Source organism: Zoogloea sp. (assembly GCF_028689785.1).
Taxonomy (GTDB): Bacteria; Pseudomonadota; Gammaproteobacteria; order Burkholderiales; family Rhodocyclaceae; genus Zoogloea.
Genome location: NZ_JAQVCN010000063.1, coordinates 1 through 22,450, shown reverse-complemented (window position 1 = coordinate 22,450; position 22,450 = coordinate 1). Strand labels below are relative to the sequence as shown.

Genomic DNA, 22,450 nt, shown 5'->3' with positions numbered 1-22,450 from the left:
GCGATCGATGATGTGTCTCGGAAAATGAAGGAGGCCGCCCGACCTTGACAGGTGGGCTTGGAAATCGCAGAATCTGACGCGAAGTTCCCACTTCAAGCAGTTCTGTGAAGCCCCCTGAGTGTCAGCTCTGGGGGCTTTGCTTTTCCTAGCCTGACAATTCGTCTGTTGATCAGGTCATGGTGTTCCTTCCTTTTGAGTAACGGCAATGATGCAGCGATGGGCTGACGGCCCGCGCGGCTTGAAGGCATAGCGTGCGGGCCAAAGCTCTTCAATCCTGCATGCCAGCAAACTCGCAATATGACTCGCTACCGCGTAAGCGGTGATCCTGTCGTGGATGACGTTATTCACCACGCCCCCGGTGACGCCCAAGTCGCGAGCAATCTGAGCCTGGCTCTTACCGAGGCGGCGAAGACGATAAATAATCTCGACAGCGTCCATGACCGAGCAGAGTGACTTCACGGGTTTTTAAGAGTAGTCTATCTTTAAGAGAGACAGTTTGTTATCTATAGAGATAACTATACGCCTTAAGAGAATGTCGGATCAAGTATCTTCCCAAAACTCAAGCGCAGGTCTAGAGGGCTTTGCGGCGCGGCTGACCAATGTGATTGCGCACACCGGTCTGAGCCAAGCCGAATTTGCCCGCAGGCTGGGCGTTTCTGCGGGCTTCATGAGTGACGCTGCCCGTGGCTTGAAGAGACCTGGCGCTGAGTTTCTACACTCAGTCCGAACCGTGTTTGGTGTTTCAATTGATTGGCTGCTAACCGGCGATGGGACCATGCATGGTGGCAGCGGCATCGACCTGAATCTCCTCAGGACAATCCGGCTCCAGATCGCCGTTGCCCGCGCGGCGATCATTGATGCCGACCCAGTCGCCAAAGTGCTGTTGCTGCTGATTCGTGATGGGCGTCTTAACGAGGCCGTCGCCGACCCAGACCTGCAGGCCTTCCTTAATCGAATCGCACCAGCCGATCCTGATGGAGATCTTGCAGCCGAGCTCTACAACGGCCATCTATGGACCAAGGATTCGTCAGAGCAGCTTCGCAATCTACTTGCCGCTGCCGTGGCCCACTTCGAGGCACGCAAACCCCTCGACAAAATGGCTGCCTTGGTACGCTCGGCCGGGCCGACCATCCAGATTAATGTCAGCCCTTCCCAGCGCAATGCGGGCAGGGACTACTACGAGGGCTGAACGGATTTCTAATCCACAGTAGGTGAGCGTCACCATGAAAGAGCTGCAGCCAGACTTGCAAGGCAACATCCAGATCAACCTCGGTAGCGGACAGCGCAATGCCGCCCGGGACTACAACGAGTATTTCATCCCCGGCTCAATCAAGCTCGTGCTGGCCACATGGACGCAGGAAAAGCGGAACAGTACGGCGCTGGACAATTCAAACTTCTTCCGGTACCGCTTTGGTTTTGAACCGCCCAAAGTAGCACGTCAGCAGGTGCTGGAAATCCAGGAAAAGCATGATCTGACCGACCGGGAGGTTCGTTGGCTGCATCGGTCTGGTCAGTTGAAAGTTTCACGAACGGAAGCGAAACTGATTCCTGGCCGACTGATGCCGGCGGCAGGCTGGATCCAATTGTCTATCTTGAGCTTCGCCTGTCTGGCGATGACGCTGCAGATTGCGGCGTCGAATACGCCGGCCTGGAAGCAGGCCCTGGGACAGTTGATTATCTCCGGGCTTTGGTTTGGGGGCGCCTACATGCTGAACAGCTTGTTGCTGGCACCTTGGCAAACGTTGAGGCGGGCCGGGGTGGTCAAAGCCGCGAAGGGTGAATGACCTGATTCGCTACAAGCCTGCAGGCCGCAGTTGTATTTGGCGGCCGGCAAGCTTGAGCGGATGAGCGCTCAGGAAAATATCAGTTTGCCCCAGGCGAATCATCCGTTCCGATGTCCTCATCCGAGCCGTGTGCCAGGCGATACAGCAGCGGCAGCACAAGCAAGGTGAGAATGGTCGATGAGAGGATGCCGCCGATCACGACGGTGGCCAGGGGGCGCTGAACTTCCGCACCCGTCCCTGTTGCGATCGCCATCGGCACAAAACCCAGCGATGCCACCAGTGCTGTCATCAGAACGGGGCGCAGGCGGGTCAAGGCTCCCTCGTGGATCGCAGGATCGAGCGCCTGGCCTTGCTCGCGCAGACTGCGGATATAAGCAATCATCACCAAGCCATTCAATACCGCAACGCCGCATAAGGCAATGAAGCCCACTGCAGCCGAGATCGACAGCGGAATGTCGCGCAGCCACAGGGCGATGATGCCTCCAGTCAGCGCGAACGGGATGCCCGAAAACACCAGTAACCCATCCTTGATGTTGCCGAACATCGCAAAGAGCAACACAAAAACGAGGAGCAGGGCGACGGGCACGACGATTTGCAGGCGTGCCGTGGCGGACTGCAGGTTTTCAAACGTTCCTCCCCAAGTTGTCCAGTATCCTGTGGGCACCTTGATTTGTGAGAGACCCTGCTCAGCCTCGGCGACGAAGGAACCGATGTCCCGACCCCGAACATTGGCACTCACCACGATCCGGCGTTTGCCGTTCTCCCGGCTGACCTGGTTAGGTCCGGGGGCCAGATCCAGGGTGGCGATTTCAGCCAGAGGAATGAAGTTCGCCCGGGTATCCCCTACGGCCCCACCACGTGGCAGCGGAATCGGCAGTCGCTTGATCGCCTCCAGATCACTTCTCAGCGTGTCGGGAAGACGAACCTGAATGTCAAAGCGACGATCGCCCTCGAAGACGGTTCCGGCCTCTCGGCCCCCGATGGCGGTCGCCACGGCATCCTGTACATCCCCGACGTTCAGGCCGTAGCGGGAACTCTTGTCCCGGTCGATCTGAACGGTCAACACTGGCAAGCCCGTGGTTTGCTCTACCTTCACTTCCGAGGCCCCATCGATCTTTTGCAGCATGGCGGCGATTTCCGCGGCGCTTCCATCCAGCACCTCCATGTCGTCGCCAAAGATCTTGATGGCCACATCGCTTCGTACCCCGGAGATCAACTCGTTGAAACGCAGCTGGATGGGCTGCGAGAACTCGTAGTTGTTGCCGGGCAAGGTGGCCACGTCAGCCTGAATGGACTCAAGCAGGGCGTCTCGCGTTCGCTTGGGCTCAGGCCAGTCTCTCTCGGGCTTGAGCATGATGTAGCCATCCGAGATGTTGGGCGGCATCGGGTCTGAAGCGATTTCCGCCGTGCCCGTCCGGGCGAAGACGCGTTCGATCTCCGGAAACTTCTCCTTCAGCCGGCTCTCCAGTTGCCGCTGCATGGTCACCGACTGGGTCAGGCTGGTACCCGGGATACGCAGGGCCTGGATGGCGAAATCCCCTTCATTGAGGTTCGGGATGAACTCGCTCCCCATCCGTGTGGCGATCAGACCACTGAGGATCACGGTCACGAGGGCGAAGGTGAGCACGACGGGCTTGGCGCTCATGGCCCACCGGAGTGCAGGTGCGTAGGCCTCCTTGGCCAGCTGCATCACGAAGTTCTCCTTCTCGGAGACTTTGTCGCCGATGAAAAGGGCTACAGCGGCCGGGATGAAGGTCACCGAGAGGATCATCGCGCCCAGGAGCGCAATGACGACGGTAAAGGCCATCGGATGGAACATCTTGCCCTCTACGCCGGTCAGGGCAAAGATCGGCAGATAGACCACCATGATGATCAACTGCCCGAAAAGCAGGGCCCGCCGCGACTCGCGGGAAGCCTTGAAAACCTCGTGGAAGCGCTCCGTCCGATTGAGGGGACGGCCGAGGGATGCCCGGGTGTGCGCAAGCCTGCGGACGCAGTTCTCGACGATCACCACGGCGCCGTCGATGATGATGCCGAAATCGAGTGCCCCGAGACTCATCAGGTTCGCGCTCACCTTGTTGGCGACCATGCCCGAGAAGGTAAACAGCATCGCCAACGGGATGATGCAGGCGGTGATCAGCGCTGCACGGATGTTGCCCAGGAACAGGAACAGAATGGCGATAACGAGAATGGCACCTTCGAGGAGGTTCTTTTTCACCGTGGCAATCGCCTTGTCCACCAGCGTGGTGCGATCATAGACGGTGACTGCCTCCACCCCGGCAGGCAGGTTGCGGTTGATCTCCTCCATTTTCTTGGCCACGGCCTGGGAAACTGTGCGGCTGTTCTGGCCGATCAGCATGAAGACGGTGCCGAGCACCACCTCACGACCATTATCGGTGGCAGCCCCAGTGCGAAGCTCCCGGCCAATGCCTACCTCGGCCACGTCACGGATGCGGATGGGGAGACCTTGGGCAGTGCCAATGATGACGTTGCGAATGTCCTCTTCGGTCTTCACCTGTCCGGGGGCACGAACCAGGTATTGCTCCCCTCGCTTTTCGATGTAGCCGGCCCCGACATTGCCATTGTTACGCTCCAGCGCGGTGACGATCTCTTGGAGCGTCATGCCATAGGCCGCCAGGCGTTCCGGCAAGGGAGCGACCTGATACTCCTTGGCATAGCCGCCAATGGAATTGATTTCCGTCACGCCCGGCACATTGCGCAGTTGTGGCTTGATGATCCAATCCTGTATCTCCCGTAGGTCGATGGGGGTGTAGGGGCTGCCATCCGGTTTCCTGGCGTCTTCCTTTGCTTCCACCGTCCATAGGTAGATCTCGCCGAGCCCGGTTGATATCGGCCCCAGGGCTGGCGATATGCCGGCGGGCAGCTTGTCCCGCGCGCCCTGGATCCGTTCGTTCACCAGTTGCCGTGCGAAGTAGATGTCGGTCCCATCCTTGAAGATCACCGTCACCTGGGACAGACCGTAGCGGGACAGGGATCGGGTCTGGACCAGGTTGGGCAGCCCGGCCAGCACCGTTTCGATGGGGTAGGTCACCCGCTGCTCGGTTTCAAGCGGGGAGTAGCCCGGGGCCTGGGTATTGATCTGGACCTGGACATTGGTGATGTCGGGCACGGCGTCGATGGGAAGCTTCTGGTAACTGAAGACCCCCAGCGCAGCCATCCCGAAAACCGCCAGAAGGATGAGCCAGCGCTGTTCAATGGAAAAGCGAATGATGCGTTCAAACATGATCGTTCACCTTTTCCTTAATGCGCGTGCTCAGCCGAGCCCTTGCCGATCTCCGCCTTCAGCACGAAGCTGCCGGCAGCGGCGTAGGACGTGCCCGCCTTGAGGCCGGAGACGATTTCGGTGCGCGCTTCATCACTGCGTCCGGTCTGCACGGGCTGGGTCACAAAACCATCGCCAACCCGGACGAACACAACCTTTTTTCCGTCCATGCTTTGGATGGCGTCCGACAGCACGGCAACCGGCACTTCGGTTTCGTTCGAGATCACCTCCACGTTGACGAAGAGGCCAGGACGCCAGCTTCCCTGGGGGTTCGACAGGAGCACCCGAGCCCGTGCCGTACGGGTCTGCTCGCCGATGAGCGCGCCCACGTAGGCCACCGTGCCGGTCGCCGTGGAGTCGAAGGACGAGGCCCGGATGGCAACCTTTCCGCCAACCCGGACCCGCGCCAGATCAGTGGCCGGCACACTGATCTCGGCCCACACGGTGCTCAGGTCGGAGAGGGTGAACACCTGGCTGTCTTCCTTGACCGCCTCGCCCAGGGCGATGTGCTTCTCGACGACCATGCCGTCGAAGGGCGCGCGGAGCACGTAGCGGTTGAGGCTGCCATCCGCATCCACACTGGCACCGATGGCGGTGAGCTTCTGCCGAACGTTGGCAACGGCAATTTCAGCCTCGCGAAGCACCTGTCGCGCCTGCAGGTAGTCCTGCTCGGCCGAGATCTTCTCCTCCCACAAGGTCCTCTCCCGCTCGTAGGTCGTCCTGGCAAAACTCAGGCGCTTCTGGGCGGCCATCAACTCGCTGCGCTGCTCGGAAAGCGCCGGGCTTGCCAGTACGGCCAGCACTTGCCCCTTCTTGACGAGCTGTCCCAGATTGGCCGAGACGCTCTCGACCACCCCGGCCACCCGGGGAACGACATGTGCCGTACGATCCTCATTGAAACGAATCTCACCTGGGAGTTGCAGAGAGGATCGAATCCGGGCGGAACCGGCTTTGTCGATCTCCATACCTGCAGCCTTGATCTGCTCGTTACTGAGCTCGACCTTGCCTTCCTCCCGGTTGAGCGTAAAGCGCCGGGTTTGAGATCCGGTCTCGACGACGACAACAGCTTCGAAGACGTGGGGCTCGGCGATCGTCGCCCGTGTTTTCAGGCTGTCCTTGTCGCCAACAAACTCCATCCGCTCCACTTCACCCGTCGGTCGGGTAAGTGTGAGATGGGCTTTGACGGCGCCAGGTGCACTGGGCTTGCCATTGTCGAGAAGCCAGACGCGCATGACAGGCTCTCCAGCACTTTCATCCAGCTTGATCTCGGCACGGGTAGTACCGTCCGTAAGGAGCGTCCCGCCGTGCTCTCCCGAGGGGGGGGCTTCGGCATGGTGCTCGGCATCGCCATGAGAGGCATTGTCGGCATGTGCCTTGTCTGCCTTCGCGCCGTGATGCTCTGCATCGCCATGCTCATCCGTGTGGGCATGGCTCTCGCGCTCCGAAGCACCTTGCCCACTGTGCAGAATGAAGCCGCCTGCCACACCGCCAAAGGTGATGATCAGGGCTACGGCGATCAACTGCTTTCGGCTGATCCGGGTCGTCATGTTCTTCAGATTCATCCTGGAATCCTCCTTGCGTTATTCAGAGATACGATCAGCCAGCAGGCGATCGATTTCGGCCGAGGCCCGATGGGTGTCGGTCAGGGCGCGCAGATATTGGCTGCGTGCCTGAAACAGTGTCCGCTGGGCATCAAGGACATCGAGAAAGCTGAATTTGCCCAGCTCAAAGCCCTTCGTTGCGTTCTCGTAGGCCAGTTGTGCCCCGGGCAGCACATCGCGCTGCAGGGATTCGAGTTCAAGTCGGTTGTTGCTCAGCCGCTCACGGGCCTGCAGGACATCACCAGTCAGCCGGACCCGCAGGGCGGCATGTTCATCCCGCGCCTTGTCCTCCCGCTTGAGGGCCTCGAGGAGGTTGCCGCGGTTGCTGTCGAGGACGGGAATCGGGATCGACACGCCCACGAGGAGTTGGTCTCGGCCAAGTTCCTCGGCGCGTTTCACCCCGACGCTTATCGTTGGGTCAGGCATGCGCCGGGCACGCTCCAGCGCAGTGACAGAGGTACGCCGAGTGATCTCGACCGACGCCCGCTTTAGGATGGGAGATGTCTCGATGCGCTGCTCGACCATGTCGGAGGACGGTACTGGAGGCAGCATGTCGACGTCGCCCTCAGCACGTTCGAAGCGCGGGATCGGATTGCCCCAGAGCCCTGTCAGTCGCTGACGGGCAACCCGCAACTCACCTTGAGCCTGAGCCAGTTCGACCCGGACCCCGGCTTCGGCGACGCGCGCTTTAGTCTCCTCCACAGGAGAGATTTTTCCGGCGATGACGCGCTTGGAGACGGCCCCCGTGGCTCGCTCTGCAAGGATGACGGTCTCTTTTGCGAGCCGGGTCCGCTCTTGTGCCGAAAGTACGTCAAAGAAGGTGCTGATGACTGAGGCCCGGATCTCGGCACGGCGAGTGGCCAGCTCAATGTCGGCAATGTCCCGGCCACGCTCGGCGATCGCAATCCGGGCACTCCGCTTGCCTGCCAGCTCGATGGGCTGATTGAGCTGTACGGTTGTGGTACGGGTCGTGGCGCGGGTGTCCTCCACAAGATACTCAATGGACGGATTGGGCCGGGCACGTCCCTGAATCACAGCGCCTTCACTGGCTTCGCGCTCGCGTAGTGCTACGGTGATGTCGGGGTTGGCCCGGAGGGCCAGATCAAGCGCGGCGGCGAGGGTCAACGGGCCACCGGCTTCGACGGGAAGCTGATTGCGTACGACGGTTTGCGTGGCAAGCGATGTCGGCACCTGAGCCTGGACACCGAATGCGGTCGCAAAAAGGACCGCGAGCAGCGGAAATGCGGTTCTGAATGGCACGGGGGTGCGCATTGAAATCTCCTTGTTGTGAAGTCGTCGGCAGAAACCGACAGGACGACGAAACAAACGAGATCCGGCGCGGGCGCCGCCTGAAGGCGGGCTCTAAGTGGAACCTAAGTGGAAACTAAAGCAGGTCGCTGCGCCGAATCAGAGCGCAGCGAGCCAGTTGGGCCGTTCGGGGCCTGGGGGGATGTGGGTGCGAAAAAAGGCTGGCGTTGATTCCGGTGCCGAGGGCACAGGGCACCGAGACAGGCAGAGCGTGTCCTGACCGAGAATCTTGAGGGCGCTGTAGTGGCACGCCCCACAGTCTCCGTCGATGGCGACCGCTTTCCCGGAATCAGCTTGCTTGGAGGTCTCGGCCTTCGATGCGTGGTGTTCGTGGCTGTGATGCCCGAAATGGCCGGCATTTTTATCGGTCTCATGCTGGCAATAAGCCCCCACCGCTGACCAGCTAAGCTGGAGCGGCATGAACACAGCCAGAAGGAGGGCAACCCAAAAACGCATGATAAAAAGTATACCGGAAGATGTTTCAACTCAGACGTGAACTGTGGCGGGCTGACTATCAGATTTCCCAAGGCGTAGTAGTCGCAGTCCGTTGCCGACCACCAATAGGCTGGCTCCCATGTCCGCAAACACCGCCATCCACATGGTGGCACTGCCTAGCAGGGCCAGGACCAGGAAGATCGCCTTGATTCCCAGCGCCAGAATGATGTTCTGCCAGAGCACCCGGTACGTCGTGCGCGAAAGCTGAATGGCTTCAGGGATACGGCGCAGATCATCGTTCATGATCACGATGTCGGCGGCTTCCATGGCGGTATCCGTTCCAGCAGCCCCCATTGCTATGCCGATATCGGCGCGCGCCAAGGCTGGCGCATCATTGATCCCGTCACCGGTCATCGCCGTGGGGCCAAATTCTTTCTGCAAGGCTTCGATGGCCTTGAGCTTGTCGTCAGGCAGTAGATTCCCGCGTGCATCGTCCACATTTGCCTGTTCGGCAACGGCTTGAGCCGTTGCCTGGTTGTCGCCAGACAGCATGACTGCCTTGACTCCCAAGGCATGCAATGTCGAGATGGCTTCCCGGGCATGAGGTTTGATCGTGTCGGCAACGGCGAAGATCGCCAGCACTCCGCTTTCGTTGGCCAGGAGTGTCATCGTGCGCCCTTGGGCCTCGTGTTCGACGAGGCGAGCTTCAATGGCAGGACCGCACAGTTTGCGTTCCTCGATCAAACGATGATTCCCAAGGATCAGGTCTTGGTTACCGATGCGCCCCTGGACACCACGCCCCGGCAGCGACATGAAGTCATCGACAACGGTGGCGGCGGGCGCCAGTGCCGTTGAAATGGCTTTCGATACCGGGTGGTTAGAGAGGGCAGCCAGGCTACCGGCCCAATCCAAAATCACTTTCTCGGATACTGTCTGGTCCAGAATTTCGGTTGCGACCAGCTTCGGTTTTCCTTCGGTTATCGTCCCCGTCTTGTCGAGGGCAATGACTTTCAGCTTACGGGCATCTTCCAGATAAACGCCGCCTTTGATCAAAATTCCCCGACGTGCTGCTCTGGCGAGCCCACTCACCACCGTAACGGGCGTTGCAATCACCAAGGCACAGGGACAGGCGATCACAAGAAGGACCAAGGCTTTGTAAAGCGCTTGAGACCAGCTCCATTCCAACCACCACGGGGTCAGGAGCGCCACGGCCAGTGCGATCACGAACACGGCGGGCGTGTAGAGGGCCGCGAAGCGATCGACAAAACGCTGCATGGGCGCCTTGCTGCCTTGAGCTGTTTCAACCGCGTGGATGATCCGGGCCAGTGTGGTCTCATTGGATCGGGCGGTAACCTTGAACTCCAGTAGCCCCGATTCGTTGATCGTCCCTGCAAAGACCGTGTCGCCGATGGCCTTGTCCACAGGCAGGCTTTCCCCGGTAACCGGTGCCTGATTGACCGCACTGCTGCCGGCAGTCACGACGCCATCCAACGGAATGCGTGCGCCAGGTTTGACCCTGACGACTGCAGCAAGCATCACGTCGCGGGAGGAAAGCTCTTCCCAGTTACCATTGGCTTGTTTCACTTCAGCGGTTTCGGGTGTGAGTGCGAGCAAACTCTTGATGGCGTTCCGCGCCCGATCGACCGACCTTGCTTCGATCAGCTCTGCAATGGCATATAAAGCCATCACCATGGCGGCTTCAGGCCACTGGCCGATGGCAAATGCACCTGTAACCGCTACCGACATCAACGCATTGATATTCAGACGTCCCTGAGACAGGGCAGCAAGCCCTTTGCTGTAGGTTGAAAACCCGGCCATCATGATCGCTGTTGCCGCCAAACCCATCCCGGCCATCTTGGCTAGAAGCACTTGGGGCATCAGGTAAGCCAAGAGCTCTGCACCCAACGCCAGAGCGAGCGCCATCGCAAGAACAGCGATGCCACGGGGAATGCCGTCGCGATCTTTGCCCACCGGCGTGCCCGGCTTGACGAGCTCTGTAGCAAAGCCCGCCTTGCGGATGGCGTCGATGATTGTCGGCAAAGCGTCTTCCGGCGCATCGATGCGCAGGGTACGGGCCGACAAGTCAAAACGGAGCCCACCGATAGCCTCGACATGCTCGACAGCCCGGCGGATCTCGCTCTCTTCAGCAGGACAATCCATTGCTGGAATGTGGAGTAGCAAGCCCTCTCGTACGGAGTCAGCTCGAAGGGTATCGTCCGTCGCGGATGCCCCCGGTGCGTGGCACGTGCTACCGCAACCGCAGGATGGGGGCTGCGTCTCGGATTGCAGACTGATGGGCAATGGTTTCATGGTGCTCTCCTCTTTCCATCATTAAAAACCCTGTAGCAACTCCAGAGTCAAGCGGGTAAGGTGATGACCTTCCTCGATTCACTTTTGAGCCCACGCCGGGCTTCAGGCCTTGCAATGAAAATCGGTCAGCTCGCCCAGCAGACAGGTACGCCGGTGGACACCATTCGTTACTACGAGCGCGAAGGGCTGCTCCCGCGTGCTGCAAGAACGGAAGGCAACTACCGGATCTACGATGCCATGCACCTCGAACGCCTCGCCTTCATTCGGCGATGTCGCTCCCTTGACATGACGCAGGACGAAATCCGAGTGCTCCTGCGTTTCAGGGACACCCCATCGGAAAGTTGCGAGGACGTCAACGCGTTGCTCGATGCCCACATCGGCCACGTTGCCGAGCGGATACGGGAGTTGCAGCAACTGGAAACGCAGCTTCAGGTGTTGCGCGCATGTTGTAAGGAAGGCCGGCAAGCAGTCGCATGTGGAATCTTGAACGAGCTGTCGCAGGGGGCGACCGAGGTCTCCACGCCCTCCGCATCGGAGAGCCACCTCTCGGCAACGCATGCCGGCGGGAGACAGCATGTGACCCCACGGAAACAAGCGACGCGCGATAGCTGAGGGGGGCAACACCGCTCCATCGCTTGCGGCACTTGAGGCGTGAGTCACCGTGAAAAGGCGCGAAACGCATTGGGATGGGATTGTGCGTGAGAAAAGGAATTGCACTCATTCTCATTTGCACGCAGAATCAAAAAAGACATCCCACGGTAGGCCCCCTCATGCAAGCCCTGCGTCTCCTTTCCATCGTTCTGTTTTCTTTGATTGCGACGGCCTCGATCGCACAGGTTGCGCCTCCAGCGACGCAAGACAAGACCAAGCAGATTTGGCAATTGCTGGACTACCTTGCCGTCGACTATGGCCGCTCCGTCAAGGAGGGACAGATCGCCAACGAAGCTGAATATGCCGAGATGCAGGAGTTCGCACAGGCCGCAGAACGACAGTTGGCCGAATTGCCAGCGGTGCTGGCCGCTCCGACCCTGGCGAGCGATGCAGCGGCGCTACGTGCGCTCATCGCACAAAAGGCTTCGGCCGCATCTGTGGGGGAACAGGCACGCAAATTGGCAGGCGGACTCATCGCGGCTTATCCGGTTTCGATGGCCCCCGGCAAGTTGCCCGATCTACAACGGGGCGCCACGCTCTATCAAAGCCAGTGTGCCTCGTGCCACGGTGTTTCCGGGCATGCAGACGGCCCGCTCGCTGCCAAGTTGAACCCACCTCCCATCGCGCTGGCCGACCACGAACGCGCCCGGGAGCGCAGTGTGTTTGCGCTTCAGCAGATCATCACGCGGGGTGTGGCGGGAACGTCCATGCCGGGATTCGTACAGCTCTCGGACGAAGACCGCTGGGCACTGGCCTACTTCGCCTCGACGCTGTCGTACTCCGAGGCCGATCAGCAGGCAGGGGCCAAATTGTGGGCCGCGCAACCTGCCCTCCGTGAGGCCGTGCCGACCCTGGCGACGCTGAGCCAGCATTCCGAGGCCGCGCTCGCCAAGACCGTCGGCGCCGATGCCGCTCGCCAGCTCACCGCCTACCTACGGAGCACGCCCCAGTTACTCGCAACGTCAAACACGGGCAGCATACAGATCGCGAAAGACAAGCTGCGGGAGAGCGTTGTCGCGTTGGACAACGGAAACGAACGCTTGGCCTCGCAGCTGGCATTGTCGGCCTATCTGGATGGCTTCGAGCCCGTCGAGCCGGCGCTGGCCGCCAAGAATCAAGCGCTTTTCCACGACATCGAAAAGACGATGGGGCTCTACCGCAATGCACTGACTGCCGGGCAGGTCGAGCGTGCCCACGACATTGCCCAGCAACTGCAAACCCAGCTCGATGAAGCCCAGGAGGCCTTGGGGGGCACCAAAGACGCCCTCTCGACCTTCCTCGGTGCGCTGACCATCCTGCTGCGGGAAGGCCTGGAAGCCTTGCTGGTGGTCGTCGCCATGATGGCATTCCTGAAAAAAGCGGATCGCACCGATGTGCTGCCCTACGTGCATGCGGGATGGATGACAGCGCTCACCGCCGGGGGGCTGACCTGGCTAGTGGCGACCTATGTCGTGGATGTGAGCGGCGCCAGCCGCGAGATGACGGAGGGGGTTTCCGCCGTGTTTGCCGCCGTTGTACTCCTGGCGGTGGGCATGTGGATGCACCAGAAGAGTCTTGCGGGTCGTTGGCAGACCTATGTGAAGGAAAAATTGTCGTCCGCGCTGAGCAAGAAGTCGGCATTGATGCTGTTCGTACTGTCGTTCGTCACCGTCTATCGCGAAGTCTTCGAGACGGTCCTCTTCTATGCTGCGCTCTGGACCCAGGACAATGGTGTCTATCTGCTTGCCGGCCTTGCCTCCGGCGTGGTCATCCTGGCGGCGGTCGCAGCGGTACTCCTGCGCTCCGCGGCACGTCTGCCGATCAGCCAGTTCTTTGCCTTCAGTTCGGCCCTGGTGGGGGCGCTCGCCGTTGTTCTGATGGGCAAAGGTGTGGCCGCACTGCAAAAGGTCGGCGTCCTGCAGATCACGCCCCTCTCGATACCGCGCATCGATGTTCTGGGCGTTTACCCGTCGATCCAGACCGTTACCGCACAGGTCCTGATCCTGCTCATTATTGTGGCAAGCGTCGCCTACAATTTGAGGTCGCAACGGGCCGCTACGCAATCGTGATAACGTCGTTGTCCCCCGGCCTTTGGCGAGGACAGGACGGCGATGCTGACTCACTGGGAACTGGAACATTACCGACAGCTGTACCGCAATCAGATTGACCGACTTGTCGAGACCTTGACGGTGCGCCTCCTGCCGACCTTTGACTCCGTGCACGCGGAAGTCGAGGCGCTTCAACAGGAAGCGTACCGAGCGAGCCGTGAGTGTGCCAACGATGGCAACGGGCTCGATCCGCAAACGGCCCATGAGGCTGCTTTCGAGGCGTCGTTAGCGCATTTCGACATCGTGCTCGATTTGCGCCAGGGACTTCAGAACATGTTCGCGGTCAGTCTCTACCACCTGTTTGAGCAGCAAGTCCGGGCCTTTCACGTTCGCGTCCTGAATCACAAACCGCTCAAGTTTGGATCTGATGTACTGAAGGCGTGGGACAAGACGCTTCCGGATCCTGTTCTGACCAAGGAGCAGCGGTCTGGCCTGGATGAGCTCCGTCTGCTGGCTAATACCGTCAAACACGGAGACGGCGCATCGGCTCAAGAGCTCTATACGGCGGCGCCTCACCTTTTTCTGGCTGATTACGAGCAGGATGCACTCGATGACCCGACGGTCATTGTCCACAAGCCGGACATCGGGACGCCGCTCTTCGGACAAGACCTATTCGTGCGCCTTGACGACATTCATCGCTACCGACAACTCCTTAACGGCGTATGGTCTGCCTATCTGGAAGCCCTTCACGGTGCTGGCCGCAGCTGACGTACTCAGAGGCCTTTGAAGACGTCCCGATGCATCTTGATCGTCAGGGGCTTAGCACGCTTCTTAGTGTGATTCCTGGCCATCTCTTCCGCCCACAGGCTTGTCTCGAAGCCGAGCTTTTCGTAGAAGCGGAGGACCGCGTCGTCGTTGTCCGCATCGACAACGATCAGTCGCGCAGCGGACAAGCCCGCCGTATTGAGAATGTCGCCGAGAAGAAGCGTCATCAAGGCGGCGCCCACACCCTTACGGTGCAGATCCTGGTGGACGGCAAGTCGCCCGATCTTGACGGCGGGAAAGGCTGCGAGTTCGACCTGCTCACCGAACCCCAACTCGAACTTCTCAGAGTCGTTGAGCTTGATCGCGTCGTTGGCGAGGGTGAAGTAGCCGACCGGACCTTCGAACTGCTGATGAAAGACCACGTTGGTGAAGCCCAGTCTGGCTTTGTGCAAGGCCAGTGCCTGTGCGCTCAGAAAATCGTCTAGGCGCGGTTTTCCGCACGAGAATGTACCGAGAGTCGCCAGATCAACCTCCGTGATGGGGAGGTAACCATATCCCTCGTCAGTCAGCATCAGCCAGGCAAAGTGACCCGATACTTGTCCAGAAAATGTGCTTCCTTGGCACGGCGAGCGGCAGCGGCCAGCTGCTCCGCGCGCTCCTGAACTGCCGGTGTCGACCGGACAGACTCAATGGACACGACGAGCCGCTTCTTCGCCTTGAGGGACGAAGCGTGTTTCTTCAAGAGAAGGCTGCGAGCGGGTTGTTTCATGGCATGGGGTCTGAACATAGGAACACCTTCCGTGCGAAGGGAAGACTTTGAGATACTAGAACAAAAAAGAGGACGTACGCAATCCATACATTCTGGCAGTCATGGTGCGACTGTGTGGTGGTGGTGTAAGAGCGCACGGTCCCTAGTGACGATGTGCGGCAAGATAGCTCCCTCAAGTGCGCGACGTATGGAGGCGCAGGTGAGCCGGTCATCCGTCATGAAGCTCATGTAGTGCTCGACTGTCAGTTCGATCAGATGCGTATGTTCCCGGACATGAGCATCCCGATCGGGAGATAACCAGGTGTTGAGCCAGCGCTCTTCTAACGCAAAGCTGCGGTACATACAGTCGGTGAACTGGGCAAATAGGGTGATAGCCGCCTCAGCGTCCCCAGTGGATGTCGCCCGGAGTGTCTGAAGGCCGAGATCCTCCAAGCGACGGATCGTTGCTTGAAGCAACAAGCCGTTCGGGGAAGAGAGCGCATTTGAGCAGATCATGGCTGTGAGCATCCAAACAGGTCAGTCCGCGCTGCGGGGCGTGACGATCGATGTCGGTATCCACATCTCGAAAATGTTGCAGCCTTTCCCCGTCCGTCCCTCGATGTCGCCTCCGTGAGATCGCAGGATTGAACGAGTGATGGCAAGGCCCAGCCCGGCGCCATCGCCGGAGTGACGGCGGGACGCATCCACGCGATAGAAGCGGTCAAAAAGACGTGACAGGTGTTCCGACGGGATGGGCTCTCCGGTGTTCTCGACTGAGAGGTGGACGGCTTCGGCGTCCGGGCTGTCGCGTACGACGCTAACCGTCACAACAATGCGCCCACCAGACGGGGTGTAGCGCAGTGCATTGGAGAGGAGGTTACCAATAGCCCGCCGGAGCATCAGTCGGTCTCCGGTCACTTGGCCGGCGCCTTCAAGCCGTAGCGAGACGCCGTTCTCTTCCGCCAGGGCACCGTAAAAGTCGAACAGGGCCGCAACCTCGTCCGCCAGATCAAAGGTTTCCTGGCCTGGCACGATGAGGCCGTTCTCGGATTTGGCGAGGAACAGCATGTCCGAAATCATCCGCGACAGACGATCGAACTCCTCGCAGTTGGACTCCAGCACTTCCCGGTATTCCGCAGAACTACGGGCCTTGGCGAGGGCAACCTGGGTTTGCGTCATCAGGTTGCTGACCGGCGTCCGGAGCTCATGGGCCAGGTCCGATGAGAAGTCTGAAAGTCGCTTGAACGACTCCTCCAGCCGGGCCAGCATGTCGTTGAGGGATTCAGCCAGCTCAGCCAGTTCGACGGGAACGGCGTCCACAGGCAGACGCTGGTCGAGACGTTGGGCGCTGACTTCCGTGGCTCGTCGCTTCATCTCGCGAAGGGGGGCCAGGCCTCGACGGGCAGCAAACCAACCGAGCAGCCCGGTCGCCAAAGTGCCACCAATGACCACGCTCCACAGGGTCTTCATGAATGAGTCCATGAAGCGGTTGTGATGGGAGATGTCCGTCGCCACGGCGACGACGGCAGGTGGCCATGCCTGAACCCCGGTGGGTGCTTCAGCCACGATGCCCCGGAAGGACAACTGATCATCGACCTGCCACACGTAAGGCCGCTCAGCCTCGGGTGTCTTGACCCGATCCAGTAACGGTTGGGGAAAGGGAGCATCCTGGGTGGCGAACAGGGTTTGACCGTCCGGTCCCTTTACGGCTACGACCAGGCCATGATGCCCGATCAAGGAGTCGTCCATCTGCTGGGGAATCGCCGCCAGATCCTTTGGCGAATTCACTTTGGCCAAGGCGTGGCGAATCAGCTCAAGTTTGCCGCTCAGGGCCTCCATGTCCTGCTCTTCGAAGTGGTGTTCGACGGACTCGGCCACAATCAAGCCCAGTATCAGCAGCACGACTGTCGATGCCGCTGCGAACAGCAGGGTCAGGCGGAAGGTCAGGGACTTGCGGCGGGCTCGCGGGCGAACTACTCGCACTCCTGCTCCTCCAGCACATAGCCCATGCCGCGCACGGTGCGAATCAGCTTGGGTTCGAAACCATCGTCGATCTTGGCCCGCAGTCGACGCACCGCCACCTCGATCACGTTGGTGTCACTGTCGAAGTTCATGTCCCACACCTGGGAGGCGATCAAGGAGCGCGGTAGCACTTCCCCACGCCGCCGGAGCAGGAGCTCGAGGAGGGCAAATTCCTTCGCGGTGAGATCTATCCGCTTGCCGGCGCGCGTGACGCGTCGGCGCAGGAGGTCCAGTTCCAGATCTGCCGCATGCAGGGCGTCGACTTCCTTGTTCTTGGCGCCCCGGCGCAAGAGCGTGCGAACGCGAGCCAGCAACTCCGAGAAGGCGAAGGGTTTGACGAGGTAGTCATCGGCCCCCAGCTCGAGCCCCTTGACCCGGTCATCCACGCTGTCCTTGGCGGTCAGAAACAGGACGGGCATCTCCTTGCCGGCCTTGCGCAGTGCCTGCAGCACGCGCCATCCATCGAGCCCTGGCAACATCACGTCGAGCACGATGAGATCGTAAACATCGGTCATCCCGAAGTGCAGTCCGTCCATGCCGTCCCGCACCAGGTCCACATTGAAGCCGGCTTCAACCAGCCCTTGCTTGAGGTAGTCCCCTGTTTTGGGTTCATCCTCGACGATCAGTATTTTCATTGTCTTCCTCGCAGCCTTCTCTATTTGGCCGCGTTAGTTTGGCGCAAGCCACTTCCATTCTTCCCAAGATTACAAAGATGTAATTCCCGGGTCAGTCTCCTGTCGGTTTTTGCACCGCACACTGCTCGCCATGGGAACACCAGATTCCCGAGGCCCCCTTTTGACCCCATGGAGACGACCGATGCGATCAACCCTGCTCGGACTGCTGGCACTGGCCTTGACGAAATGCGTCCTGGCTGCTGAGCCGCCCACCCTGGAGCCTGCTTCCAGGACTTCCCCTCGTGAGTCCTCCTTGTCCGATTATCGTGCCTGGTCGGAAGCCCCCGTTGGCGCATGGCGAGCGGCCAATGAAGGCGTCCTGCGTACAGACGGCGCGCATGCAGGCCATGCGGCACCTGCCAACACCGACGGGGCTTTGCAGAAGGAAAGCGGAGCGATGCCGCCGGCCTCAGCGAGGCCTCCTGCTGACCATCACCATTAGGAGTTCGCCATGCGCTCAACCCTATCTTCCCGACACTCCCGCGCCATCAAGGGGCTGACCACCCTGGTGCTTGGAACGCTGGTCCTGAGCGGCTGTGCCAGTTTCTCCCCGGACGGAGGCTTCGACACCGTGCGGGAAACGACCCGCGCCCGTATTGGTGCCGATGCCCAGTGGGCGAGGAGCGACGAGGCCCGCAAGGAGATCGATACACGTGTGACCGAGCTGCTGGCCAAGCCCCTGGCTGCTGAGGATGCTGTTCAGGTCGCCATTTACAACAACCGGGGACTTCGCGCTGCATTTTACGATCTTGGGATCAGCGAAGCCGAGATGGTCCAGGCCGGGCGATTGCCGAACCCCCATTTTTCGATGCTTCGTACCAGCCGCGCCGAGAATGGCGTACGCGAATTCAAGATCGAACAGGTGCTGACCTTCAACCTGTTCGCGCTGATCACCATGCCGCTTGCCGTGGAGGTCGAGAAACGCAACTTCGCCCAGACCCAGCGCATGACGGCGCTGGAGGTGGCGAGACTGGCCTCCGAGACGCGCAAGGCCTACTTTGGAACCATCGCGGCCGAAGAGTCGGTCCGTTACCTCCGGAAAGTCAGGCAGGCCGCGGAAGCCGGCGCTGGCCTGGCCCGCAAGATGGCGGAAGTCGGTAACTTCAACCGGTTGCAGCAGGCGCGCGAGCAAGGTTTCTATGCGTCCGCGGCCCTCGATCTGGCTCGGGCCGAGCAAGCCAGCATTGCGGCGCGAGAGCGGCTGACCAAGCTGCTGGGCTTGCCATCACCCCAGGCGATTCGACTCCCCGAGCGCCTGCCAGATCTGCCCAAGTTGCCCGACGAGCTGCCGGCAGTCGAGCAAACGGCGCTGGATCAGCGCCTTGATCTCCAGGCGGTCCGTCTCGAAACCGAGGCGCTGGCCAAGAACCTTGGCCTCACCCAGGCCACACGCTTCATCAACGTGCTGGAGTTTGGGCCGGCACGTGTCCTGGAGGGAACGCGGGATAGCGGCTACAAACGCGGCTACGAAGTGAGTTTCGAACTCCCGATCTTCGACTTTGGCGGCAGCAAGGTTGCCAAGGCGGGAGCCATCTATGGTCAGGCCGTTGAACGTGCGGCGGAAGCTGCCATCAACGCCCGTTCGGAAGTCCGCGAAGCCTATTCGGCGTATCGCAACAGTTTCGACATTGCAAAGCATTACCGGGACGAAATCGTGCCGCTCAACAAGCGGATCGCCGAAGAGAACCTACTGCGCTACAACGGCATGCTGATCGGGGTCTTCGATCTGCTTGCCGATGCCCGCTCCCAGATCAGCAGCGTGAACAGCTACATCGAGTCCCTGCGTGACTACTGGATTGCCCAGAGTGATCTACAAATGGCCCTGATCGGCAAGCCCTCCTTGGCCGCCGCCGCGCGCACTTCCCCGGCCAGCACCGGCCGTCCGGATCACTGAACCGAAAGGACACCCGATGACATCCCGTCGCGCATTCATCCAAAGCCTGGGCCTGACCGGTGGCGCCGTGGCCGCGGCCTCGGTCAGTTCCGTCGCCATGGCCGCACTTCCTGAACTCATCCTGAAGGAGGACCCGAACACGGCGCCTCCGCATTTCCCGCGAGGCGTCACCGGCGCCGGTCGGCCCTATAACCCGGTGGTCACCCTCAACGGCTGGACGTTGCCGTGGCGCATGAACAAGGGCGTCAAGGAGTTTCACCTTGTGGCCGAGCCGGTTGTGCGGGAGATCGCTCCTGGCATGAATGCCCACCTGTGGGGTTACAACGGACAAAGCCCCGGCCCAACGATCGAAGTGGTCGAAGGCGACCGGGTCCGCATCTTTGTCACCAACCGCCTGCCCGAGCACACGACCATTCATTGGCACGGGCAACGCCTGCCCAGCGGAATGGATGGTGTCGGCGGACTCAATCAACCTCAGATTCCCCCTGGCAAGACCTTCGTCTACGAGTTCGTGGCACGCCGGCCAGGCACCTTCATGTATCACCCCCACGCCGACGAGATGACCCAGATGGCGATGGGCATGATGGGCTTCTGGGTTACCCATCCGAAGGAGCGGCACCCCCTTATCGACGAGGTGGACCGGGATTTCTGCTTCCTCCTGAACGCCTACGACATCGATCCCGGCAGCTACACACCGAAGGTGAACACGATGCTCGACTTCAACTTGTGGACCTTCAACAGTCGGGCATTTCCGGGCATCGACTCCCTCAATGTGCGCCAGAACGACCGGGTACGTATCCGCGTCGGCAACCTGACGATGACGAATCATCCGATTCACTTGCATGGTCACGAATTCACGGTCACCGGCACCGACGGCGGCCCGACGCCCAAGGGGTCGCGCTGGCCGGAAGTGACGACCGACATCGCCGTCGGGCAGATGCGTCAAGTCGAGTTCATCGCCAACGAAGCCGGTGACTGGGCCTTCCATTGCCACAAGAGCCACCACACGATGAATGCGATGGGCCATGACGTGCCGACGATGATCGGGGTCGATCACCGGGAGGCCGCCAAGCAGATCACCGATCTCATTCCCGACTACATGGTGATGGGAGAGCGCGGCATGGCCGACATGGGTGAAATGGAGATGCCGCTGCCGGACAACACCCTTCCGATGATGACAGGCCAAGGCCCCTATGGTGCGGTGGAGATGGGCGGCATGTTCACTGTCCTGAAAGTCCGTGCCGAGCAGAAGGTCGGCGATTACTCCGACCCCGGCTGGTACAAGCAGCCTCCCGGCACCCGTGCCTATGAATGGACCGGGCCCGCCGCTGAGCCGCCGCGCGCAAAAACCCAGGGGGGGCAATCCATGCCGGCGACGGGCAAGCCCGCAGCAACCGAAGTGCAGGTCCGAAAGCCCGGCCCGCATTCCGGTCACTGAGTTCCACTCACGATAACAAGCACTGAGGAACCCCATCATGAACAAGACTCTGATCACCCTGGCGGTTCTGGCTGCCGTGGGTGCGGCTTCAGGGGCCGTCCTTCTTTACTCCGGCGCCATCAACGTTGCCGCCGACGAGCCCCATCACCCGCTGACCTATCGTTTGCTCGAATTCGCGCGTGAGCGCTCCATCGCAGTTCGGGCAAGTGAGATCAAGCCGCCTGTTGATCTGACGAATCCGGAACGGGTCCGCCGGGGCTCGGGTAACTACGACGCGATGTGTGTGGGATGTCACTTGTCTCCGGAAGCAGAGGACTCGGAGATCCGGAAAGGGCTCTATCCGACACCCCCAAAGCTGACCGTCAAGCCCGAAGCTGCGCTCGACCCCCAATTCGCCCAGGCCCGTCAGTTCTGGATCATCAAGCACGGAATCAAGGCTTCAGGCATGCCCGCCTGGTCGAAGGGCGGGATGGAGGATGAAGCGATCTGGGATCTGGTTGCCTTCCTCCAGAGGCTGCCCGGGCTGACTGCGGCGGACTACACGGCGCTTGTGGCATCCAGCGAAGGACACAGCCATGGTGGGCTTGATGCCCATGAGGCTCATGAAGACCATAGCGACCATGCCAAGGATGAACCCGTCTCTCCCGTCGTCGTGGAGAAGAAGGGGCACACGCATCCGCCCGGCTTCAAGCACACACACTAGGGGCCCAAGGACCGCAGAGCCTCTGCCTGAAGATTACAGAAATGTAATTTTCAGGACAGCTTCTCGTCGGTGTGCGCTTGCCAGAATGAGCCATCCCAATCACCAAAGGAATCGTCATGAAACTGCAGACGCTGATCTTGTCGTCCGTGCTGGGCCTGATGGCAGGCACCGCCCTGGCTGGGGCCTCGGTCGATGTGTACAAGAGCCCGTATTGCGGTTGCTGCGGGAAGTGGGTGGAGCACATGCGTGCCCAGGGCTTCGACGTGAAGACGCATGACGTGGAAGACGTTCCGGGGCAGCGCAAGAAGCTCGGCATGCCCGACGCCTACGGGTCGTGCCACACGGCCAAGGTCGGCAACTACCTCATCGAGGGGCATGTCCCGGCGGCGGATGTCCAGCGCCTGCTGAAAGAGAAGCCCAAGGCCGTTGGCTTGGCCGTTCCCTCCATGCCGCCGGGCTCCCCCGGCATGGAGAGCGCCAAACCAATGCCCTACGAAACGCTGCTCGTCAAAGCCGATGGTTCGACCAGCGTGTTTGCCCGTCACTGATATCCGATACCTCTCATGAAGGAAATCCCCATGAAAACTCCGTTCATCGTCCTGGCCACTGTACTAGGCACTGTATTTTCCATTCCTGCCATCGCTGCCGACGAGCATGCGGATCACACCGCCATGCACGGCGAAAAAAGCGGCGTTTCCGCCCAGATGACCGATGGCCTCGTCAAGAAGGTGGACAAGTCTGCCAGCAAGCTCACCTTGTCCCATGGCCCGCTGCCCAACGGCATGCCGGCAATGACCATGGTGTTCC

19 protein-coding genes are annotated in these 22,450 nt (G+C 60.5%); 10 read left to right on the top strand and 9 right to left on the bottom strand.

Annotated features, from left to right (window positions below):
- Window positions 1–174: 174 nt before the first annotated feature.
- Window positions 175–438, bottom strand: a complete 264-nt coding sequence (locus tag PHI64_RS19610) for a helix-turn-helix domain-containing protein (protein ID WP_299886633.1) — start codon at window positions 436–438, stop codon at window positions 175–177.
- 94 nt (window positions 439–532) lie between these two features.
- Here PHI64_RS19610 and PHI64_RS19605 point away from each other — a divergent pair, with 94 nt between their 5' ends.
- Window positions 533–1,189 (top strand): helix-turn-helix transcriptional regulator, encoded by a 657-nt coding sequence (locus PHI64_RS19605; protein ID WP_299886629.1) that lies wholly within the window; start codon window positions 533–535, stop codon window positions 1,187–1,189.
- 34 nt (window positions 1,190–1,223) lie between these two features.
- Entirely contained in the window at window positions 1,224–1,784 is a 561-nt protein-coding gene (locus PHI64_RS19600; protein WP_299886626.1) for a hypothetical protein, read from the top strand.
- A 79-nt stretch (window positions 1,785–1,863) separates the two neighbouring features.
- Here the strand turns inward: PHI64_RS19600 and PHI64_RS19595 are convergent, their stop codons facing one another.
- The 4 genes from PHI64_RS19595 to PHI64_RS19580 all read right to left on the bottom strand — a co-directional run bounded on the left by PHI64_RS19595 (window position 1,864) and on the right by PHI64_RS19580 (window position 10,592).
- The gene (locus PHI64_RS19595) at window positions 1,864–5,028 is read right to left on the bottom strand and encodes a CusA/CzcA family heavy metal efflux RND transporter (RefSeq protein ID WP_299886622.1); all 3,165 of its coding nucleotides are present in this window, start codon (window positions 5,026–5,028) and stop codon (window positions 1,864–1,866) included.
- Between the two features lie 17 nt (window positions 5,029–5,045).
- Window positions 5,046–6,629 carry an efflux RND transporter periplasmic adaptor subunit gene (locus PHI64_RS19590; protein WP_299886619.1) on the bottom strand — a complete coding sequence of 528 codons (1,584 nt, stop codon included), beginning with the start codon at window positions 6,627–6,629 and terminating at the stop codon, window positions 5,046–5,048.
- Window positions 6,630–6,647: 18 nt separating this feature from the next.
- Window positions 6,648–7,940 (bottom strand): TolC family protein, encoded by a 1,293-nt coding sequence (locus PHI64_RS19585; RefSeq protein WP_299886616.1) that lies wholly within the window; start codon window positions 7,938–7,940, stop codon window positions 6,648–6,650.
- A 522-nt stretch (window positions 7,941–8,462) separates the two neighbouring features.
- On the bottom strand, window positions 8,463–10,592 hold the full coding sequence (locus PHI64_RS19580) for a heavy metal translocating P-type ATPase (RefSeq protein ID WP_299886613.1): 2,130 nt from the start codon (window positions 10,590–10,592) through the stop codon (window positions 8,463–8,465).
- 243 nt (window positions 10,593–10,835) lie between these two features.
- On the opposite strand from PHI64_RS19580, the gene cadR reads away from it, so the two are divergent.
- The 3 genes from cadR (at window position 10,836) to PHI64_RS19565 (ending at window position 14,167) form a co-directional block, all read left to right on the top strand.
- Window positions 10,836–11,333: a Cd(II)/Pb(II)-responsive transcriptional regulator gene (gene cadR / locus PHI64_RS19575; RefSeq protein ID WP_141354390.1), complete on the top strand. Its 498-nt coding sequence runs from the start codon at window positions 10,836–10,838 to the stop codon at window positions 11,331–11,333.
- Between the two features lie 158 nt (window positions 11,334–11,491).
- Window positions 11,492–13,420 (top strand): FTR1 family protein, encoded by a 1,929-nt coding sequence (locus tag PHI64_RS19570; protein ID WP_299886610.1) that lies wholly within the window; start codon window positions 11,492–11,494, stop codon window positions 13,418–13,420.
- 42 nt (window positions 13,421–13,462) lie between these two features.
- Window positions 13,463–14,167, top strand: coding sequence for a hypothetical protein (locus tag PHI64_RS19565; protein ID WP_141354373.1), 705 nt, complete (start codon window positions 13,463–13,465; stop codon window positions 14,165–14,167).
- Between the two features lie 5 nt (window positions 14,168–14,172).
- On the opposite strand, the gene PHI64_RS19560 is transcribed toward PHI64_RS19565, so the two are convergent.
- The 4 genes from PHI64_RS19560 to PHI64_RS19545 all read right to left on the bottom strand — a co-directional run bounded on the left by PHI64_RS19560 (window position 14,173) and on the right by PHI64_RS19545 (window position 17,569).
- Window positions 14,173–14,616, bottom strand: a complete 444-nt coding sequence (locus tag PHI64_RS19560) for a GNAT family N-acetyltransferase (RefSeq protein ID WP_299886605.1) — start codon at window positions 14,614–14,616, stop codon at window positions 14,173–14,175.
- A 416-nt stretch (window positions 14,617–15,032) separates the two neighbouring features.
- The gene (locus PHI64_RS19555) at window positions 15,033–15,440 is read right to left on the bottom strand and encodes a hypothetical protein (protein ID WP_299886603.1); all 408 of its coding nucleotides are present in this window, start codon (window positions 15,438–15,440) and stop codon (window positions 15,033–15,035) included.
- 9 nt (window positions 15,441–15,449) lie between these two features.
- A complete protein-coding gene (locus tag PHI64_RS19550; protein WP_299886600.1) occupies window positions 15,450–16,895 on the bottom strand; it encodes a heavy metal sensor histidine kinase in 1,446 nt (481 codons plus the stop codon).
- Window positions 16,886–17,569: a heavy metal response regulator transcription factor gene (locus tag PHI64_RS19545; protein ID WP_169148592.1), complete on the bottom strand. Its 684-nt coding sequence runs from the start codon at window positions 17,567–17,569 to the stop codon at window positions 16,886–16,888. The genes PHI64_RS19550 and PHI64_RS19545 overlap by 10 nt, the downstream gene beginning before the upstream one ends.
- 490 nt (window positions 17,570–18,059) lie before the next feature.
- Between PHI64_RS19545 and PHI64_RS19540 the strand changes: the two genes are divergently transcribed.
- The 5 genes from PHI64_RS19540 to PHI64_RS19520 form a co-directional block, all read left to right on the top strand.
- Window positions 18,060–19,502, top strand: a complete 1,443-nt coding sequence (locus tag PHI64_RS19540; protein WP_299886595.1) for a TolC family protein — start codon at window positions 18,060–18,062, stop codon at window positions 19,500–19,502.
- Between the two features lie 16 nt (window positions 19,503–19,518).
- Entirely contained in the window at window positions 19,519–20,940 is a 1,422-nt protein-coding gene (locus PHI64_RS19535) for a copper oxidase (protein ID WP_299886589.1), read from the top strand.
- A 37-nt stretch (window positions 20,941–20,977) separates the two neighbouring features.
- Window positions 20,978–21,643, top strand: coding sequence for a cytochrome c (locus PHI64_RS19530; RefSeq protein ID WP_169148589.1), 666 nt, complete (start codon window positions 20,978–20,980; stop codon window positions 21,641–21,643).
- Window positions 21,644–21,759: 116 nt separating this feature from the next.
- Window positions 21,760–22,191, top strand: coding sequence for a DUF411 domain-containing protein (locus tag PHI64_RS19525; protein WP_141355057.1), 432 nt, complete (start codon window positions 21,760–21,762; stop codon window positions 22,189–22,191).
- Between the two features lie 30 nt (window positions 22,192–22,221).
- Window positions 22,222–22,450: copper-binding protein (locus PHI64_RS19520; protein ID WP_299886579.1), on the top strand; the 229-nt coding region annotated here is incomplete at its 3' end.

Coding starts and splice junctions, on each gene's coding strand:
- cadR (WP_141354390.1), top strand. CDS start 10,836: ATGAAAATCGGTCAGCTCGCCCAGCAGACAGGTACGCCGGTGGACACC.
- PHI64_RS19570 (WP_299886610.1), top strand. CDS start 11,492: ATGCAAGCCCTGCGTCTCCTTTCCATCGTTCTGTTTTCTTTGATTGCG.
- PHI64_RS19545 (WP_169148592.1), bottom strand. CDS start 17,569: ATGAAAATACTGATCGTCGAGGATGAACCCAAAACAGGGGACTACCTC.
- PHI64_RS19600 (WP_299886626.1), top strand. CDS start 1,224: ATGAAAGAGCTGCAGCCAGACTTGCAAGGCAACATCCAGATCAACCTC.
- PHI64_RS19585 (WP_299886616.1), bottom strand. CDS start 7,940: ATGCGCACCCCCGTGCCATTCAGAACCGCATTTCCGCTGCTCGCGGTC.
- PHI64_RS19595 (WP_299886622.1), bottom strand. CDS start 5,028: ATGTTTGAACGCATCATTCGCTTTTCCATTGAACAGCGCTGGCTCATC.
- PHI64_RS19565 (WP_141354373.1), top strand. CDS start 13,463: ATGCTGACTCACTGGGAACTGGAACATTACCGACAGCTGTACCGCAAT.
- PHI64_RS19590 (WP_299886619.1), bottom strand. CDS start 6,629: ATGAATCTGAAGAACATGACGACCCGGATCAGCCGAAAGCAGTTGATC.
- PHI64_RS19540 (WP_299886595.1), top strand. CDS start 18,060: ATGCGCTCAACCCTATCTTCCCGACACTCCCGCGCCATCAAGGGGCTG.
- PHI64_RS19530 (WP_169148589.1), top strand. CDS start 20,978: ATGAACAAGACTCTGATCACCCTGGCGGTTCTGGCTGCCGTGGGTGCG.
- PHI64_RS19610 (WP_299886633.1), bottom strand. CDS start 438: ATGGACGCTGTCGAGATTATTTATCGTCTTCGCCGCCTCGGTAAGAGC.
- PHI64_RS19555 (WP_299886603.1), bottom strand. CDS start 15,440: ATGCTCACAGCCATGATCTGCTCAAATGCGCTCTCTTCCCCGAACGGC.
- PHI64_RS19525 (WP_141355057.1), top strand. CDS start 21,760: ATGAAACTGCAGACGCTGATCTTGTCGTCCGTGCTGGGCCTGATGGCA.
- PHI64_RS19535 (WP_299886589.1), top strand. CDS start 19,519: ATGACATCCCGTCGCGCATTCATCCAAAGCCTGGGCCTGACCGGTGGC.
- PHI64_RS19605 (WP_299886629.1), top strand. CDS start 533: ATGTCGGATCAAGTATCTTCCCAAAACTCAAGCGCAGGTCTAGAGGGC.